This is a genomic window from Citrobacter sp. MGH104 (genome assembly GCF_001034485.1).
Classification (GTDB): domain Bacteria; phylum Pseudomonadota; class Gammaproteobacteria; order Enterobacterales; family Enterobacteriaceae; genus Citrobacter; species Citrobacter freundii.
The window spans coordinates 824,726-843,133 of sequence record NZ_KQ089819.1 but is presented as its reverse complement, the minus strand read 5'-3'; the positions used below and the strand labels follow the sequence as shown (position 1 = coordinate 843,133).

The following is an 18,408-nucleotide window of genomic DNA, read 5'->3' as shown; positions in this document are numbered from 1 at the left end:
GTAATGCAAGTATAGATGGGGGGGATTTTGGGGGTTTCAACCCCCAGTGGCGAGTCGAATGCAGTTTGTGTGACCAGCCACCTTCAGGCGGCTGATGGTGTTGTCGGCATTCTCTTTGCCTTTGACCGGACCAATGACCACGCGATTCCAGCCGTTATTGGTGGTAATACGCGAGTTGAACCCTTCAAAGGCCAGCTGCGCGCGCACGGTTTCTGCCTGCTCAGCGCCTTTAAATGACCCGCACTGAACCATCCAACGGCGTTCATCTTTTTTCTCCGCCGTCTGTTTTGGCGGTTGCGTTTCATTCGTTATTGGCGCGGCCGGTTGCGTTTTCGGCTGAGCGGCGGTGGTATGCGCAGGCGTTTGCAGCAAATCCTGATACGGCTGTTGCGCCGCCGGTTTTGGCTGTGCTTTCGGCTGCTGTACCGGCACGGTTTGCGCCGTACGCGTTTGCGGCTGCTGGTAAGGCTGTTCCGCTACCCGTGGTTGCGTGCGCGGCTGTTGAGCCTGCTGCTGCGTGTTGGCCCATTGCTGTTGCTGTACCTGACGCTGGCGCTGCAACGTTTGCTGACGCTGTTCAGGCGTTTGTTCGTTCCACGGCACTTCGTTGAGCTGCGTTGGCTGTTGACGCATATCAGCCTGCATTTGCGCCAATAGCTGGCGCTGCTCATTGGTTAGCTGATCGGCGTTCAGCACCTCGCCGCCGGCAGACGGTTCGGTAGGCGCACGTACGCCAGGCTGACGGCTTTCCAGCTCTTTAATGTATCGCCAGCGCTCTTCCGGTTTTGGCGGGATGCCATTACCGGTGACTTTCTGGTTTTGCAGCGTTTCGGACTCTTCTTTCTTGTGATGCGTAATGAAGTACAGACCACCGATAAAGGTCACGAGTACGGCTGCAGCAATAGCAACCATTGCGGGCGATACCGCAGGCGTATTGCGTTGTTTTTTCCGTGATGTGCTCTTCTTGCGCCGCGAAGGTGCCGGTTGGCCGCGACGTACATAATCTCGTTGTGCCACTATCGTTTCGCTGTATTTATTCGTTCGTCAGCCCGCCATGTTACTTAAGCGGCGGGCCTTTGACCAGACAGGGGAGTCCGAAAGCACTTTACTTTACGTCAGTGCCCGGGTAGTGCCCCGAATAATAAGCTCGCAGTCCAGTAATCGTGAGCCACTGCTGACGTTCTGTCCTTGTAATTGATCGAGCAGTAACAGCATAGCTTCACGTCCGATATCGAAACGCGGCTGTGCGACGGTTGTCAGGGGTGGATCACAAAATTCCGCGAGCGAAATGTTATCGAAGCCGATAATCGATAAATCGTCGGGCACCTTCAGACCCTGACGTTTGGCGTAAGAGAGGGCGCCAAGCGCCATGACATCGCTGTGACAAAAGACCGCGGTAGGCGGCTGTGGTAGCGCCAGGAGCTGTTTAAGCGCATTGGCTCCCGCTTCATAGGTAAAGTCACCGCGCGCGATGAAATGCGGATCGACAGTAATTCCGCTGCGACGTAGTGCCTGAACGTAACCTTGCAGACGATAATGGCACAGCGGCATATCTTCGGGCCCGGCGATACAGCCAATGCGTTTATGCCCCAGTTCCAGCAGATAGTTCATCGCGTTGAAGGCGGCGGTGAGGTTATCAATGTGCACGGTGGGCAGTTCCAGCTCTGGCGCGAACTCGTTGGACATAACCATCGGTGGCAAGTTGCGTTGCTCTTCCACGCTGGCATCAAACGGCAGGCGCGAGCTGAGCAGCACCATGCCATCGATCTGCTTGGTAATTATGAGGTTGAGGAAGGTCTTTTCCTGCTGGTTCTGGTGCGCGCAATCGCCGATAAGCACCAGATATCCCTGTTCTGCGGCGGTGACTTCGATGCCACGAATCACTTCGCTAAAAAATGGATCGCAGATATCCGGCACAATCACCAGAATGGTACGCGATTCATTACGCTTAACGTTACGCCCCATTGATTGGGGTAAATATCCCACTTCAAGCGCTGCCTGCTCAACCTTGTTACGGGTTGACTGCGAGACTTTGTCTGGGTTCATTAATGCGCGGGATACGGTTGCCGTTGAGACTTTCGCCTTCAGAGCAACATCTTTCATCGTAGCGGCGGCAACCTGCTTATTCGGTTTCACTCTTTCTCCTCGCCAGAGAGCTGCTGGCACAGACTCGTCCTTGAATAGCCTTCATCTGAAACATTTTTATCAGATAGTGAATGGAAGCGGTTACAGAATTTTCATAAAAAGTGTGATGGATATTTAATTTTACGATCCGCCTCGCATCGTGAGGGATTATCCCTCGATGGGATCGACATCCAGCACCCATTTAACCTTACGTGCATCGGGTAACGTATTAATCAGCGCCAGCGTTCCGCTGACGATATGCTGCAGGCGAATTCGCGACGGGTGCTGCAACAAAATTTGCCAGCGATAGCGACCGCCACGTTTGGGCGCCAGGGCGGGAACTGGGCCTAACACCCACAGTTTTTCATCGGCCAGCGGACTGGCCTGAATCAGATTTCGTAACTGCTGTAAGAACATCGGCGCATGCTGGTTGTTGTGATCTTCTGCCCGCACGATCACATGGCTGGTCCATGGGGGAAGCTGGAGCGTTTGTCGCTCTGCCAGCGCCTGCTCGGCAAAGGCGTCATACCCTTTATACAGCAAGGTTTGCAGCAGCGGATGTTCAGGGTGGTGCGTTTGCAGTACCACTTCGCCCTGCTTCCCGGCGCGGCCGGCACGCCCGGAAACCTGCGTGTAGAGCTGGGCGAAGCGTTCTGCCGACCGGAAATCTGCGGAGAACAGCGCGCCGTCAACGTCCAGCAGCGCCACCAGGGTGACGTCCGGGAAATGGTGGCCTTTCGCCAGCATTTGCGTGCCGATCAGGATTCGCGCGCCGCCGCGATGCACTTCTGCCAGATGCTGCTCCAGCGAGCCTTTGCGGCTGGTAGTGTCGCGATCGATGCGTGAGATTGGCACGCCGGGGAAAAAAGGCGCCAGAGCCTGCTCAAGCTGTTCGGTGCCGAGTCCTACCGGAACCATGTGCGTTGAGCCGCAGGAAGGGCATTGACGCGGTATCGGACGCTGACTGTCGCAGTGATGGCAGCGCAGATGGTGTTGCGCCTGATGCAGCGTGTAGTAGTGATCGCAGCGCGGGCATTCAGCAATCCAGCCACAGTCGTGGCACAGCAGGGCAGGCGCAAAACCCCGGCGGTTTAAAAACAGGATCACCTGGTTATCCGCATGCAGATGCTGACGCATACGGGCGATAAGCGCAGGGGCGAGCCCGGCCTGTACCTGCTGACCTTTGAGATCCAGCACGTGCTGAGTGGCTGGGCGTGCATTCCCGGCACGGCGCGTCAGGCGCAACATGCGGTATTTTTTCTGCCGCACATTGCACAGCGTTTCCAACGCTGGGGTGGCTGAGCCGAGAATGATAGGAATTTGTTCGCTATGGGCGCGATAAACCGCGAGGTCGCGCGCATGATAACGCCAGCCTTCCTGCTGTTTATAAGAGCTGTCGTGCTCTTCGTCGATGACAATCACGCCCAGATTTTTAAACGGCGTGAACAGCGACGAGCGCGTGCCGATAACAATTGCCGCTTCACCATTTTTCGCCTTCAGCCATGCCGAAAGACGTTCACTGTCATTTAAACCCGAGTGCAGGACTTCGACCGGCGCATTGAAGCGTTCGCGAAAACGGGCAATAGTTTGCGGCGTCAGGCCAATCTCCGGCACCATTACCAGCGCCTGTTTGCCCTGGGCGAGCACATTTTCCAGTACGCTTAAATAGACCTCTGTTTTACCCGATCCCGTCACGCCCGCTAATAGCCAGGCGCTAAAACTGTCTGATGTGCTGTGGATCGCCCCGACGGCGGTGGCCTGTTCGGTATTCAGCCGCAGACGCTCACCGGAAACCGCGTAGTGCGTACGCCAGTCGCTAAAGCCTGGCGTTTCGCTCGCCAGGGAGCACAGCCCTTTTTTCCGCAGTGCCTGTAATGCGGCGTCATTAAATTCCAGTTCAGCCACCTGGTCGCGCCAGATTTTTCCCTGGCGTAGCGCAGCCAGCGCCTGTTGCTGCTTGGGAGAACGCTTCAGGCTGTTGAGGTCAATAACCTGGCCTTCTTCAGTGGCAAACCAGTACCACATGGGCGCGTTTGTCGCCGGACGTCCCTGGCGCAGTAAAATTGGCAGAGCGTGAAACAGTACGTCACCGATAGGATGATGATAATAATCCGCCGCCCACAACAGCAGACGCCAGACAGAGGTTGAGTAGACCGGTTCGCTGTCCAGCACTTCGAGAACGGCTTTCAATTCGCTCCGCGGTAGTTCACTGTGCTCGCTGACGGACAGGACGATACCCACGCGCTCCTGCTGCTTGCCAAAAGGCACGCGTACACGACACCCGGCTTTGGCGCTCAAGCCTTCCGGCAGGAGGTAGTCAAAGGTGCGAGGTAGCGGAACAGGTAAGGCAACGTGCGCAACGGGCATTGAATCATCCTGACTTGAAATCTGGCGGGTTAGTATACACATTAGTGGAGGGTAGAATGCGGATCAGTTTGCATGAGCAGGTTAATTTCTGTATGATTCGCCGCCTTTGATACAAATTTGTATCACTGACCTATACTATTAACATCGCGTGGTGTCTGGCGTTAGGGCTGGAAGAGCGACGCGGCCTTAAACCGAGGTTTTCCCATGAAAAAAGATATTCACCCGAAATACGAAGAAATTACTGCAAACTGCTCTTGCGGTAACGTCATTAAAATCCGCTCTACTGTCGGTCACGATCTGAACCTCGACGTGTGCAGCAAGTGCCACCCGTTCTATACTGGCAAGCAGCGTGATGTTGCTACCGGTGGCCGTGTTGATCGCTTCAACAAGCGTTTCAGCATCCCAGGCAGCAAGTAAGTTCAGCTGTCAGAAAAAAGCGCCTTATGGCGCTTTTTTTGTATCTGCGCTTGAAGACTAAAATTTATATTGATGTGTTGAATGGTGTTTTTTGTTTAATAAATGAAACAGTGTTTTTATTTTTTAGGTAAAATGTTTCTAGTAGTGATCTGCGTCATTTTTATCTTCTGATTTCTGCCACTCATGCCAATTGTTGGCAAAATACCAAAGGTTTCTGCTTTCTTTCTAAAATACACTTTCGTGGAAATATAAAATTATTCTTAATCCTTCATCGTTTCCCATTAATGGACGGGACGAGATGGGGAATTTCCGTTGTTGAGTGTGAAGAGGGATTGTCATGAAATTTAAATCTGCGTTATTACTGATTCCATTATTCTCTGCGGCCGCACAAGCGGGCTATGTTGATTACCGGCATGAATATTATGACGATGGGCGTAATTACGATCGTGTTTATATGTCTCACCGTTTTGCGACTGGTTTTGGTGTCGCAGTCGAAGCCATTTCACGTTCCGAAGATACGCAATCTAATGATGCGTGGAATAATATGGAAAGTAATGGCAACGAGTATACTGCAAGCTACCAGTTTACCTGGCGGGATCTTATCTGGCAGCCAGGTATTGCGATCGAAACGGGCGATAACATCACGATTTATAAACCTTATATCCGCGTGCAGTACAACATTAACGACAGCTGGTGGACCGCGTTCCGCTATCGTCAGGAGTACATGCGCAGAAACACTGACGGCAAAGATGACCGCATGGTCTATCGTCCGGAAGCTTGGCTTGGTTATAACGTCAATGACTGGATGTTTGAGTTAAATGGTATTTATAAAATTGCCGATAGCGAAGATTTATATAACAACCGGGAAGATGATTATGAATATAACTTCCGCGTGGCGTATAAACTAGGCTCCTGGGTTCCATTTGTTGAGGTTGGTAACGTTTCCTCGGGTTATAACACAACAACGACAGACGATCGTCAGACCCGTTATCGTGTCGGTCTTGGTTATAACTTCTAACCGGTAATAGCTTTCATATCGACTGATTACATCGATAAGCATAGTTTGTGTGAATAATATGTCTAAGGAGTTGACATCATGTCTAATGATGGAACTATTATCGGAAATAATGAACCCACTGCCGTCAGACCTTTCGGAATTCGAGATAAAATTGGTTATTTATGTGGTGACCTCGGAACCTGTTTTATTCTTGGCTTAGTTAATAGTTTTTTAATGATTTATTACACTAACGTCCTCGGTATTTCCGGCGTTATTGTTGGCTCACTCTATTTTGTGACCAAACTCTTTGATGCGTTCGTTGATGTTGGTGTAGGGCGCTTATGCGATACCTCTAAATTGACGGTACATGGACGTTTTAACCCGTGGGTGCGTCGTATGAAGTATCCATTTTGCATCATTGCGGTTGTCCTGTTCCTGCCGTTTGTGAATGATTTTTCTTATACGGCGAAAATTATCTACATCTGTTGCTCCTATTTCATTTACGGTTCGCTGTTATCGACCGTGAGTATTCCGTACGGTGCTATGTCTGCGGCGATTAGCTCGAATCCGGATGATCGTGTCTCGCTGTCAACCTGGCGCAGCGTTGGGTCAGCTATCGGCGGTGGGGCAACCGGCTTTTTCATTCCGATCCTGATGTACACCACCCTGGTGGACGGAAGCCAGGTGATTTCCGGGCAACACTTCTTCTGGATTTCCATTGGTTGCGCAGTGCTGGGCTTTATCTTTTTATCCTTGACCTGTCAGTTAACGACCGAACGCGTGCGCGTGGAGAGAAAAGAGAGCATGCCCGTTTCGGTGTTGCTGAAGGGACTGGCACGCAATAAGGCGCTGATTGTTTTAGTGGTTGTGGATTTGCTGATTGTGATTAATCAGGGATTGTCCGGTACCAATATGACTTACCTGTTTAATGACTATTTCCACAATAAAGAGGCGATGTCAGTCGCGTTGCTGTTTACCTTTGGTTCCCTGGTTTTGCTGGCACCATCGGCATCCTGGCTCACAAAGCGGTTTGGTAAAAAAGAGGCCAGCGTCGGCGCGCTACTCTTTGCAGTAGCGATGTATTTGATTATGTACTTCATCCACATTACAGACGCGAAAGTCTATTTGGTTTTCCTGTTCCTGGCGACGTTGGGGGCCGGACTATTCAACCTGATGATTTGGGCGTTTATGACCGATGTATGTGATTATCACCAGTATGTCACCGGCGATCGCGAGGATGGTACCGTCTATGGTGTGAACTTCTTTGCCCGCAAGGTTGGTCAGGCGTGTGCAGGAGCCATTGGCGGCTTTATGTTGGCCATCATTGGTTATCAATCATCTTCAACAGGTGGCGCTGTGCAAACCAGCATTGTGCAGGAAAATATTTATACGATGGCGAATCTCTTGCCGGCACTATGCCTGTTTTTGGCGGCGGTCATTCTGATTTATTTCTATCCATTGAACCGTACGGAAACGCTCAAAATGGAAGAAACATTGAATAAACTTAATGGTATCAGTAAGTAACATAGCGAGAATCGGCGGGAGCAATCCCGCCTCTAACAGGTTGAAAAATGATTAGTATTCACCTGAACGGTGGTTTTTGTTTGTCGTTTTTCTGGGCAAGACGTGTATCAGTATTGCTATAGCTATTGATCAGATAGCAGTCACGGTTTAAACAAGCGCTGTTATCCATGATCGCCTGCATTACGCTACTGGCAGTGAGTTTGAACGAGGGATCTATATCCATCCCAGCGCTGACCAATGCTTTTGCCGTCCATTTATTACAGGTGTTGAAAATGCCATAACGACCATTAGCAGCGTAAAATTGGCTATCACCGTAGATACCGTGTTTTAGTGGGATGAGATTGTCATTGTCGTCGTAAGCGAAGCTACGTCCAATGTAACGCATTAGATTGTTAAATTGGTTGTCATCCAGGGTCAGTTCGTTAATCTCTTCCCCAGCGAAATAGCGACCCGGTTTTTGGGAAAAAGTGACCACATGCATAACTGCACCAGATGACCAGAACATAGCTTGTAGCGTCAGTTTTGTTGTTATCTCTTGCGCTTGATAAAACCCTTTGTCACCCCAGCCGATTTCATACCACTGTCCTTGAGGAAAACGCAATTTAAGCTGTGGTAAAACTGCATCCACGTTGTGGGCTGGGGCAATGATTCCTGTATGCCAACCGTGGTTGACGATATAAATTTCATGGAGGCCGTTAGCCGGTGAGGTTTGTGTCTTGAGGGCTATTGCTTGCGGATAGGTAGAACAACCCCAAAGCAGAAAGCAAATCCAGATGAGAAGCGTATATTTCATTGTTGCTACCACCAGAACCATGGCAATTTTTTATCAACCGTCTCCAGCTGTGGCGCGTCAAATACCGCCTGTGGGGAGATGACCGTTTCAGTCAATGGGATATTCTTTCCATAACGCTCTTTGAGTTTGGCGCGTACCACTGGCTGATTAAGATCGAACTCTTTTAGCTTTTGCCGCTTGCCGATACGTATTCCTAGTGCGTTTTGGTAGACCTTCCACACCATTTCCGAGCAGTACTGACGTTCATCCGTCCATGAAAAGGCCAGGTCGTAAGGTTTGCCAAGATAACGTTTTGCCGTTTGTGCCAGATTTTGCTGTTGCTGTGATGCAAGCCCACCGCTGACCCTTCTGAAGATATACTGTCCGTCTTTCCCTCGCGCAATCCAGCGCGATAATGGGGTATAGACTACCGGTCCAACCGCTTCAAAGACATACGGATTGTGATTGCGTATGACGATCATACCGATATGGCTATAGCTGGAATGGGTTGCCAACTGCATCGCTTTGCTTTGCGATGAGCGGGAGATCTGGAAAATGATTTCGCCGGTTTGCGGCTCCCATGCAAAAGCGGGAGCAGTAAACAGCAGACAGAAAATCAGCTGGCTTCGAATCATGGTGCAACAATCCTTGTTACATAATTAAAAAGAGCGGCTAGGAAATCCGTGCCGCTCTTTACTGTTCAGTATTCCCACGTTTCCGGGTTGATACCCAGTTCACGCATGATTACCTTTGCTTCTTCCGGGATTTCATCACTGCGTTCTTTACGCAGGTCTTCATCGTTGGGTAATGGTTGCCCGGTAAAAGCATGCAGAAACGCTTCACACAGCAGTTCGCTGTTGGTGGCGTGGCGCAGGTTGTTCACCTGACGACGCGTGCGTTCATCGGTAAGGATTTTTAACACCTTCAGAGGAATGGAAACCGTAATTTTTTTGACTTGCTCACTCTTCTTACCGTGCTCAGCGTATGGGCTGATATATTCGCCGCTCCATTCAGCCATGAGATACCTAATCCTCTTTGTCATTAATATTGAGGCCAGAACCTGAGCCCGGACCATAATTGTGCGTAGTTTATCGTAGTGGCGCGGCCCTGACACGAAGTAGCCGACGCAGATGTACGCTAATGCATATAATTTTAACGGCTATTTCCAGTTTGCTCAATCTATACGCAAAGAAGTTTAGATGTCCAGATGTATTGACGGCTATAGTAACAATGATTACTCTGGTGCCTGACTTTTCACCGACTCAGCCAGGATCTTCTCAATATGACGCGTAAACAGGCCACCATCGCAGTGCGTAGCGGGTTAAATGACGACGAACAGTACGGTTGCGTTGTCCCGCCGATTCACCTCTCCAGCACCTATAACTTTACCGGATTTAATGAACCCCGTGTTCATGACTATTCGCGTCGCGGCAACCCAACGCGTGATGTCGTTCAGCGTGCGCTGGCGGAACTGGAAGGTGGTGCAGGTGCTGTACTGACCAATACTGGCATGTCGGCGATTCATTTGGTGACCACTGTCTTCCTTAAGCCTGGCGATCTGCTGGTTGCACCGCACGACTGCTACGGCGGGAGCTACCGACTGTTTGACAGTCTGGCAAAACGTGGCTGTTATCGCGTCCTGTTTGTCGATCAAGGCGATGAACAGGCGTTGCAGGCGGCGCTGGCAGAAAAACCGAAGCTGGTGCTGGTAGAAAGCCCAAGCAACCCGCTGCTGCGCGTGGTGGATATTGCGAAAATCTGCCGGCTGGCGCGCGACGCTGGCGCGGTCAGCGTGGTGGACAACACTTTTTTAAGCCCGGCACTGCAAAATCCACTGGCATTAGGCGCCGATCTGGTGTTGCATTCATGCACGAAATATTTAAACGGTCACTCAGACGTGGTGGCTGGTGTGGTTATAGCCAAAGATCCGGAAACGGTCACTGAACTGGCATGGTGGGCGAATAATATTGGTGTGACCGGCGGCGCGTTTGATAGTTATCTGCTGTTGCGCGGCCTGCGTACTTTGTCTCCTCGTATGGAGGTGGCGCAACGTAATGCTCAGGCGATAGTCGATTATCTGCAAACTCAGCCGCTGGTGAAAAAATTGTATCACCCGTCATTGCCGGATAATCAGGGCCATGAGATTGCTGCGCGTCAGCAAAAAGGCTTTGGCGCGATGTTAAGTTTTGAACTGGATGGCGATGAGCAAACGCTGCGCCGTTTCCTCGGCGGGTTGTCATTGTTTACGCTGGCGGAATCGTTAGGGGGCGTTGAAAGTCTGATCTCCCACGCCGCAACCATGACACACGCGGGCATGGCACCAGAAGCGCGTGCTGCTGCCGGAATTTCCGAAACGCTGCTGCGTATCTCCACCGGTATTGAAGATGGCGAAGATTTAATTGCCGACCTGGAAAATGGCTTCCGGGCTGCAAACAAGGGGTAAACATGAGTGTGATTGCGCAGGCAGGGGCGAAGGGTCGTCAACTGCACAAATTTGGTGGTAGTAGTCTGGCAGACGTGAAATGTTATCTGCGTGTCGCAGGCATTATGGCGGATTACTCGCAGCCTGATGACATGATGGTTGTTTCAGCCGCAGGCAGTACCACTAACCAGTTGATTAGCTGGCTGAAATTAAGCCAGACCGATCGCCTTTCTGCGCATCAGGTTCAACAGGCGTTACGTCGCTATCAAAGTGAGCTTATCAGCGGTTTGTTACCTCCCGAGGTGGCGGATGGACTGATTGGCGCGTTTATTCACGATCTGGAGCGTCTGGCCGGGTTACTCGACAGCGGCGTGAACGATGCCGTCTATGCTGAGGTTGTTGGGCATGGCGAGGTATGGTCCGCGCGTTTGATGTCTGCCGTCCTTAATCAACAGGGGCTGGAGTCGGCTTGGCTGGATGCGCGCGATTTTTTACGTGCTGAACGCGGTGCCCAGCCGCAGGTAGATGAAGGTCTTTCTTACCCATTACTGCAGCAACTGTTGGCGCAGCATCCGGGTAAACGCCTGGTGGTTACCGGCTTTATTAGCCGCAGCAATGCCGGTGAAACAGTGCTACTGGGGCGTAACGGTTCTGACTACTCGGCGACGCAGGTTGGTGCGCTGGCGGGCGTTTCCCGAGTAACTATCTGGAGCGATGTCGCTGGGGTTTACAGTGCGGATCCGCGTAAAGTAAAAGACGCCTGTTTGCTGCCGCTGCTGCGTCTGGATGAAGCCAGCGAGCTGGCGCGTCTGGCGGCACCGGTTCTCCATGCCCGTACCTTACAGCCGGTTTCCGGTAGCGATATCGATCTCCAGTTGCGTTGTAGCTATACCCCAGAGCAGGGTTCAACGCGTATTGAGCGAGTACTGGCCTCCGGTACCGGGGCGCGTATTGTGACCAGTCATGATGACGTCTGCCTGATCGAGTTTCTGGTTCCGACTGGCCAGGATTTTAAGCTGGCTTATAAAGAGATTGACCAGGTTTTAAAACGTAGCCAGGTGCGTCCGCTGGCAGTGGGCGTGCATCCTGACCGCCAGCTATTGCAATTTTGCTACACCTCCGAAGTCGCTGACAGCGCGCTGAAAATTCTGGATGAAGCTGGCCTGCCTGGCGAGCTGCGTCTGCGCCAGGGGCTGGCGCTGGTGGCGATGGTCGGGGCGGGCGTCACCCGTAATCCGCTGCACTGCCACCGTTTCTGGCAACAGTTGAAAGGTCAGCCGGTTGAATTCACCTGGCAGTCGGAAGAGGGCATCAGCCTGGTCGCGGTACTGCGTACTGGGCCAACGGAGAGCCTGATTCAGGGTCTGCATCAGTCAATCTTCCGTGCTGAAAAACGCATTGGTCTGGTGTTGTTCGGCAAAGGCAACATTGGGTCGCGCTGGCTGGAGCTGTTCGCTCGCGAGCAGAGCACGCTCTCGGCGCGTACCGGATTAGAGTTTGTGCTGGCGGGTGTGGTTGATAGCCGTCGTAGCCTGCTGAATTACGAAGGGCTGGATGCCAGCCGCGCGTTAGCTTTCTTTGATGACGAGGCGGTAGAGCAGGATGAAGAGTCTCTATTCCTGTGGATGCGTGCTCACCCGTATGATGATTTAGTGGTGCTGGATGTGACCGCGAGCGAGCAACTGGCGGATCAGTATCTGGATTTTGCCAGCCATGGTTTCCACGTCATCAGCGCCAACAAACTGGCCGGGGCGAGCAGCAGTAATAATTACCGCCAGATTCATGACGCTTTCGAAAAAACGGGTCGCCACTGGTTATATAACGCCACCGTGGGTGCAGGTTTGCCGATCAACCATACCGTGCGCGATCTGATTGATAGTGGCGATACCATTTTGTCGATCAGCGGGATCTTCTCCGGCACGTTGTCGTGGTTGTTCCTGCAATTTGATGGCACGGTCCCATTCACCGATCTGGTGGATCAGGCATGGCAACAGGGTCTGACTGAACCCGATCCGCGCGTAGATCTTTCCGGCAAAGATGTGATGCGTAAGCTGGTGATTCTGGCGCGTGAAGCGGGTTACGACATCGAACCGGACCAGGTTCGCGTGGAATCGCTGGTGCCTGCGCATTGTGAAGAAGGCTCTATTGACCATTTCTTTGAGAATGGCGATGAGCTGAACGAGCAGATGGTGCAGCGTCTGGAAGCGGCGCGTGAAATGGGGCTGGTGCTGCGCTATGTGGCGCGTTTTGATGCTAACGGCAAAGCTCGCGTTGGTGTTGAAGCGGTTCGCCCTGAACACCCGCTGGCGGCGCTGTTGCCGTGCGATAACGTATTCGCCATAGAGAGCCGCTGGTATCGCGATAACCCGCTGGTGATCCGTGGACCGGGCGCGGGCCGTGACGTTACCGCTGGGGCGATTCAGTCTGACATCAACCGTTTAGCGCAGTTGCTGTAGTTTGCGTTGCCGGGTGGCGCTGGGTGATCAGGGTGTTGTATTGCTCCGCCAGCGTCCTTATCGTCTGAAACACCGAATGAGCCGAGTAACGGGCGCTATCCCGAAACTCCGACTGCTGCTGTAACCAGGCGAGAAAATGGTGGCCTGCCGCCAGTGTGATTGACGCCCCTTTTTCAACCTGACCCTCCGTTAACAGACACACCATTTTGCGTGTGTCGCCTTGTTGCCAAATTTGCCACTGGTTTTGCCACCACCCCTGCCAGGTTTTACCCAGCAATCGCCAGGGCAGTGTGCACTTATCGCTATTGATCTCTTCATCAATAAACCAAAGCGAAGCGTGATGATCGCGATATTGCTGCGCCCATGCGGTAATCGCCGCGCCGCGCAGAAAACATTCGTGGGCAATAATGTGCGTTTTTACCTCAGGCCAGAGATGGCTCAGTATGCGGAAATGTCCGTGCGCGGTAATGACCGGGCGTAAAACTGCGCCGTTGGCATTTCGTTTGAGCATGGCACTGCCGTACTGGATTTCATCAAACTGGCTGCGGCGTAAAAACAGGGTTTCCCTCTGTCTTACTCGTTCAACGATATCGTCATGAATGACCGTAGGTTCAACGTTGTTACGCCAGCGGTATCGTAATGTATCCCCTACGAGATGGGGCGTGAAATTACTGGAAATATGCAAAATATTGCCGCGAATAGCGTCAAAACTGAGTAATACATAAAGTTTCTGGTCGGTGCAGGCTCCCTGAAAAGGGACGATTAAGGGAACCGTCGCTATTTGTTCTGGTGGAACAATGGTGGTGAGTGGCTGCTGCTTTGGTGTCCAGACTTGTTTGCAGCTCCGGCACTGAATGCGTTGGCTGCCCTGAGGATTATGCCCATAGAGGATGGTTTCCCGCTGAAAACATCGTGGGCAAAAATGACCGCTTTGGGCGGCAAAATCCGTTAAATATGCTGACAACCATCCACCAAACTGTTCCTCATTAAACAGCGGGGGATAGCTGCCGCATGCCCGGCAATGCAGCGCAGCATAACCCAACCGATACTCGGGCCAGCTGTAATCTGGTGAGCTCGCCAGTCCCAGATTTTTACAGCCGAAGGACTTACAGCAATTGATGGTGAACAGTGACGTCATCGTATTACCAACGATTTTTAATGGTCGTTGATTTTGACCCGCGACTATCACCAGTGGATGTGAGTTTTCTCACATAAAAAAACCTTTCAGAACGTAACGTAGCGATTCTTTATATGACTGAAAGGGATTGATTATGAAGTTAAAAATGCTTGCTGTTGGTGTTCTGGTATCGTTGCCGCTTTGGGCGAGTGCCAAAGATGTCACGATTATCTATACCAACGATCTTCACGCCCACGTTGAACCTTATAAAGTCCCATGGATTGCTAATGGCACGCGTGACATTGGCGGTTGGGCCAATATCACGACGATGGTGAAGCAGGAGAAAGCGAAAAATAGCGCCACCTGGTTTTTTGATGCGGGTGATTATTTTACCGGGCCGTATATCAGCAGTCTGACCAAGGGTAAGGCGATTATCGATATCATGAACACCATGAATTTTGATGCTGTCACCATGGGTAATCATGAATTCGATCACGGTTGGGACAATACGCTACTGCAACTGAGTCAGGCGAAATTTCCCATCGTGCAGGGCAATATCTTTTATCAGAACAGCAGCAAAATGTTCTGGGATAAGCCTTACACCATTATTGAAAAAGATGGCGTGAAGATTGGTGTGATTGGCCTGCACGGCGTGTTTGCTTTTGATGATACGGTTTCCGCTGCGACACGTGTCGGTATTGAAGCGCGCGATGAAGTGAAGTGGTTGCAACGCTATATCGATGAGCTTAAAGGCAAAGTGGATCTCACCGTGGCGCTAATCCATGAAGGCACGCCAGCGCGTCAGTCCAGTCTGGGTGGCACCGATGTACGCCGTGCATTGGATAAAGACATCCAGACCGCAGGTCAGGTAAAGGGGCTGGATATCCTGATTACCGGCCATGCGCATGTGGGCACGCCGGAGCCGATTAAAGTCGGTAACACTCTGATTCTTTCTACCGACAGCGGCGGTATTGATGTGGGTAAACTGGTGCTGGATTATCAGCAGAAACCGCATCAATTTACCGTGAAGAACTTCGAGCTGAAGACCATTTATGCTGATGAGTGGCAGCCAGACCCGCAGACGAAACAGGTCATTGATGGCTGGAATAAAAAGCTTGATAAGGTGGTACAACAGACGGTTGCAAACTCTCCGGTTGAGCTGACGCGTGCTTACGGTGAATCTTCTTCGTTGGGCAATCTGGCGGCGGATGCGTTGCTGGTGGCGGCAGGTAAAGATACTCAGTTAGCGCTCACTAATTCGGGCGGTATCCGTAATGAAATCCCAGCAGGTGCTATCACGATGGGTGCAGTCATTAGCACCTTCCCGTTCCCCAACGAGCTGGCAACAATGGATCTCACCGGTAAACAGTTGCGTAGCCTGATGGAGCACGGCGCGGGTTTAAGCAACGGTGTATTGCAGGTGTCCAAAGGACTGGAGATGAAGTATGACAGCAGTAAACCAGTCGGTCAGCGCGTCACCGTACTAACGTTAAACGGTAAACCGATTGAGGATGCCACGGTTTATCACATTGCCACCAATAGCTTCCTGGCAGACGGCGGTGATGGTTTTACGGCATTTACCGAAGGAAAAGCGCGAAATACCTCCGGCGGTTACTATGTCTCTAATGCTGTCGTTGACTATTTCAAGGCGGGAAATACGCTGACGGATGAGCAGCTTAAAGGCATGCGTGTGGCAGATGTGAAACCATAGTGAGCTCAGGCCAGCAGACAATCCGCTGGCCTGTTGTTTTAGCCTCTGTGAGAGGCAAATACCTCTTTCGCGGCGAACAAACCATTGAGTGCGGCAGGGAAGCCGGCATATACGGCCATCTGCATAATCACTTCAACGATCTCATCCTGCGTTAAACCAACGTGTAATGCCGCGCCAATATGCACTTTCAACTGCGGGGCGGCATTGCCCATTGCCGTTAAAGCGGCGACAGTGGCAATTTCTCGGCTGCGCAGGTCCAGACCTGGACGTGCATAGATGTCGCCAAACGGAAATTCCAGCAGGTAGCGGGCAAAATCCGGCGCGATATCCTTCAGGCTCTCAACGACGGCCTCTCCCCCTTTACCATCTACCTGTTGCAGCATTTTCTGGCCGGTAATAAAACGTTCTGATTCCATGATTTTTCCCTCGTAGGTGTGGCGTATGGCGAGAGAATAGGGGGCGTAGAATGATTTGGATAATACCGTTTCCGTGATACCTTTTCGGTATGACAACATCGCCATTACACTCTCTGGATATTCGTCTACTGCGCTACTTTTCCGTAGTAGCGGAAGAGAACAATATGAGCCGGGCTGCGCAGCGCTTGTTTATGTCGCAGCCACCGTTGAGCCGCCACATTCGCCAGCTTGAAGATCGCCTGGGGGTCACGCTGTTTGTCCGTCATACCCGTGGATTAACGCTGACGGAGGACGGCCAGCACGTACTTGAAATGGTGCGCCCGCTGCTTGATCTCCAGGACAAAACCTACGCTGCGTTGAGTCAATTAACGCAAATCAGGGAGCCATCTCTGCGCTTAGGGTTAAGCACGGCGTTTGAACAGGGCGTTTTTGCGGCGCTTGAGTCACAGCTGACTACGCATGTGCAGAAGCGACATATTGTCCGTCATGGTTCGCCTGAACTCGCGCGTCTGGTGCGTCGTGGAAAGCTGGATGCCGCGCTGGTGGCGTTACCGCTTGAGACTTCGGGGCTTAGCGTCACGCCGCTCGGCTGGCAAGAATCGTTGATCGTCGCCTTACCCGCGCTCTGGCCAGAGGCAGCGCTGCCTTCGCTCTCGTTAATGTCGCTGAGCCACCGACCACTGTTCTGGTTCAAACGTGAACGTAACCCCGCCTTTTTTGATTACACCCGACACATTTTTAGTCATGCCGGTTACTCTCCTGCCTGTATTGAAGAACCGCTGGAACATGATGTGTTGTTGGCGCGGATTGCGCAGGGTGAAGGTCTGAGCCTACTTCCGGCCTCCTTTTCCGCTATCCAACGTCGGGGGGTGATATTCCTGCCGCTTACCGATACCGAATTGCGTATTAGCACGGGGCTGCTGATGCTGCCTGAAAACGTAAAGAAATTAGAGTGGCTGCAGACGGTCATGGCGCAATCCCTCATCAATTCAGACTGATGTGAATTTTTTTCACGTTGACTGAGTATTCCTCACCTTTAGCGATGATTTTTGTGTTGACGCCAGCATGCTTTTCCGTCATTTTTACATCTAGACGTCTAAACGTATAGCAGTTCACAACACAACATATAACGACAAAAGATTGATGAGGTAAGGTATGAGCTTTTTTCACGCCAACCAGCGGGAAGCCCTGAATCAGAGCCTGGCAGAAGTTGCCGGTCAGATTAACGTTTCATTTGAGTTTTTCCCGCCGCGCACCAGTGAAATGGAGCAAACCCTGTGGAACTCCATCGATCGCCTGAGCAGCCTGAAGCCGAAGTTTGTTTCAGTCACTTACGGTGCAAACTCTGGTGAGCGCGACCGTACGCACAGCATTATTAAAGGCATTAAGGATCGCACTGGCCTTGAAGCGGCTCCGCACCTGACCTGTATTGATGCAACCCGCGATGAGCTGCGGACTATTGCTCAGGACTACTGGAACAACGGTATTCGTCATATTGTTGCCCTGCGCGGTGACCTGCCGCTGGGAAGCGGTAAACCGGATATGTATGCTTCTGACCTGGTGACGCTACTGAAAGACGTTGCAGACTTTGATATCTCCGTTGCGGCTTACCCGGAAGTGCACCCGGAAGCGAAGAGCGCTCAGGCCGATCTGCTGAACCTGAAGCGTAAGGTTGATGCCGGTGCGAACCGTGCTATTACCCAGTTCTTCTTCGATGTAGAAAGCTATCTGCGCTTTCGTGATCGCTGTGTGTCTGCGGGAATCGACGTGGAAATTATTCCGGGTATCCTGCCAGTCTCCAACTTTAAGCAGGCGAAAAAATTTGCCGACATGACCAACGTCCGCATTCCGGCGTGGATGTCGACCATGTTTGATGGTCTGGATGATGACGCGGAAACCCGCAAGCTGGTGGGCGCTAATATCGCTATGGACATGGTGAAGATTCTCAGCCGCGAAGGGGTGAAAGATTTTCACTTCTATACCCTTAATCGTGCCGAGATGAGCTACGCTATTTGTCACACACTGGGTGTAAGACCGAACTAAACAGATGCCCCAGCCCTCTACGGAGGGCTTTTTGTTGATCAT

The 18,408-nt window shown here is 51.8% G+C and carries 15 protein-coding genes and 1 pseudogene; 8 read left to right on the top strand and 8 right to left on the bottom strand.

Annotated features, from left to right (window positions below):
- Window positions 1-36: 36 nt before the first annotated feature.
- From ftsN to priA, 3 genes are all read right to left on the bottom strand, one after another.
- Window positions 37-1,017, bottom strand: coding sequence for a cell division protein FtsN (ftsN, locus tag SK34_RS22235; RefSeq protein WP_071684741.1), 981 nt, complete (start codon window positions 1,015-1,017; stop codon window positions 37-39).
- 93 nt (window positions 1,018-1,110) lie between these two features.
- On the bottom strand, window positions 1,111-2,136 hold the full coding sequence (cytR, locus tag SK34_RS22230) for a DNA-binding transcriptional regulator CytR (RefSeq protein WP_003028807.1): 1,026 nt from the start codon (window positions 2,134-2,136) through the stop codon (window positions 1,111-1,113).
- Between the two features lie 156 nt (window positions 2,137-2,292).
- A complete protein-coding gene (priA, locus tag SK34_RS22225; RefSeq protein ID WP_046671341.1) occupies window positions 2,293-4,491 on the bottom strand; it encodes a primosomal protein N' in 2,199 nt (732 codons plus the stop codon).
- 204 nt (window positions 4,492-4,695) lie between these two features.
- Here priA and rpmE point away from each other — a divergent pair, with 204 nt between their 5' ends.
- From rpmE to SK34_RS22210, 3 genes are all read left to right on the top strand, one after another.
- Entirely contained in the window at window positions 4,696-4,908 is a 213-nt protein-coding gene (gene rpmE, locus SK34_RS22220) for a 50S ribosomal protein L31 (RefSeq protein ID WP_003028810.1), read from the top strand.
- Between the two features lie 337 nt (window positions 4,909-5,245).
- Window positions 5,246-5,926 carry an oligogalacturonate-specific porin KdgM family protein gene (locus SK34_RS22215; RefSeq protein ID WP_046671340.1) on the top strand — a complete coding sequence of 227 codons (681 nt, stop codon included), beginning with the start codon at window positions 5,246-5,248 and terminating at the stop codon, window positions 5,924-5,926.
- A 78-nt stretch (window positions 5,927-6,004) separates the two neighbouring features.
- Entirely contained in the window at window positions 6,005-7,429 is a 1,425-nt protein-coding gene (locus tag SK34_RS22210) for an MFS transporter (RefSeq protein WP_003840517.1), read from the top strand.
- A 133-nt stretch (window positions 7,430-7,562) separates the two neighbouring features.
- Here the strand turns inward: SK34_RS22210 and SK34_RS22205 are convergent.
- From SK34_RS22205 to metJ, 3 genes and pseudogenes are all read right to left on the bottom strand, one after another.
- Window positions 7,563-8,222 (bottom strand): annotated as a pseudogene (locus SK34_RS22205) (TIGR02117 family protein); the annotation flags it as partial.
- A 5-nt stretch (window positions 8,223-8,227) separates the two neighbouring features.
- Window positions 8,228-8,836: a YiiX family permuted papain-like enzyme gene (locus tag SK34_RS22200; protein ID WP_048234202.1), complete on the bottom strand. Its 609-nt coding sequence runs from the start codon at window positions 8,834-8,836 to the stop codon at window positions 8,228-8,230.
- Window positions 8,837-8,901: 65 nt separating this feature from the next.
- The gene (metJ, locus tag SK34_RS22195) at window positions 8,902-9,219 is read right to left on the bottom strand and encodes a met regulon transcriptional regulator MetJ (protein ID WP_003028816.1); all 318 of its coding nucleotides are present in this window, start codon (window positions 9,217-9,219) and stop codon (window positions 8,902-8,904) included.
- Window positions 9,220-9,483: 264 nt separating this feature from the next.
- Here metJ and metB point away from each other — a divergent pair, with 264 nt between their 5' ends.
- Together metB and metL are read left to right on the top strand one after the other, a co-directional pair.
- Window positions 9,484-10,644: a cystathionine gamma-synthase gene (metB, locus tag SK34_RS22190; RefSeq protein WP_048216986.1), complete on the top strand. Its 1,161-nt coding sequence runs from the start codon at window positions 9,484-9,486 to the stop codon at window positions 10,642-10,644.
- A gap of 2 nt (window positions 10,645-10,646) precedes the next feature.
- Window positions 10,647-13,079 carry a bifunctional aspartate kinase/homoserine dehydrogenase II gene (gene metL / locus SK34_RS22185; protein WP_003028820.1) on the top strand — a complete coding sequence of 811 codons (2,433 nt, stop codon included), beginning with the start codon at window positions 10,647-10,649 and terminating at the stop codon, window positions 13,077-13,079.
- Here the strand turns inward: metL and SK34_RS22180 are convergent.
- On the bottom strand, window positions 13,054-14,217 hold the full coding sequence (locus SK34_RS22180) for a hypothetical protein (RefSeq protein WP_048234201.1): 1,164 nt from the start codon (window positions 14,215-14,217) through the stop codon (window positions 13,054-13,056). The two genes, metL and SK34_RS22180, sit on opposite strands and share 26 nt — an antisense overlap.
- Window positions 14,218-14,350: 133 nt before the next feature.
- On the opposite strand from SK34_RS22180, the gene SK34_RS22175 reads away from it, so the two are divergent.
- Window positions 14,351-15,907 carry a bifunctional metallophosphatase/5'-nucleotidase gene (locus tag SK34_RS22175; protein ID WP_048234200.1) on the top strand — a complete coding sequence of 519 codons (1,557 nt, stop codon included), beginning with the start codon at window positions 14,351-14,353 and terminating at the stop codon, window positions 15,905-15,907.
- A 38-nt stretch (window positions 15,908-15,945) separates the two neighbouring features.
- Here SK34_RS22175 and SK34_RS22170 read toward each other — a convergent pair whose 3' ends face one another.
- Window positions 15,946-16,323, bottom strand: a complete 378-nt coding sequence (locus tag SK34_RS22170) for a carboxymuconolactone decarboxylase family protein (RefSeq protein WP_003028825.1) — start codon at window positions 16,321-16,323, stop codon at window positions 15,946-15,948.
- A gap of 89 nt (window positions 16,324-16,412) precedes the next feature.
- On the opposite strand from SK34_RS22170, the gene SK34_RS22165 reads away from it, so the two are divergent.
- Window positions 16,413-17,321: a LysR family transcriptional regulator gene (locus SK34_RS22165; protein WP_032950723.1), complete on the top strand. Its 909-nt coding sequence runs from the start codon at window positions 16,413-16,415 to the stop codon at window positions 17,319-17,321.
- Window positions 17,322-17,478: 157 nt separating this feature from the next.
- The gene (gene metF / locus SK34_RS22160) at window positions 17,479-18,366 is read left to right on the top strand and encodes a methylenetetrahydrofolate reductase (protein WP_048234199.1); all 888 of its coding nucleotides are present in this window, start codon (window positions 17,479-17,481) and stop codon (window positions 18,364-18,366) included.
- Window positions 18,367-18,408 lie beyond the last annotated feature (42 nt).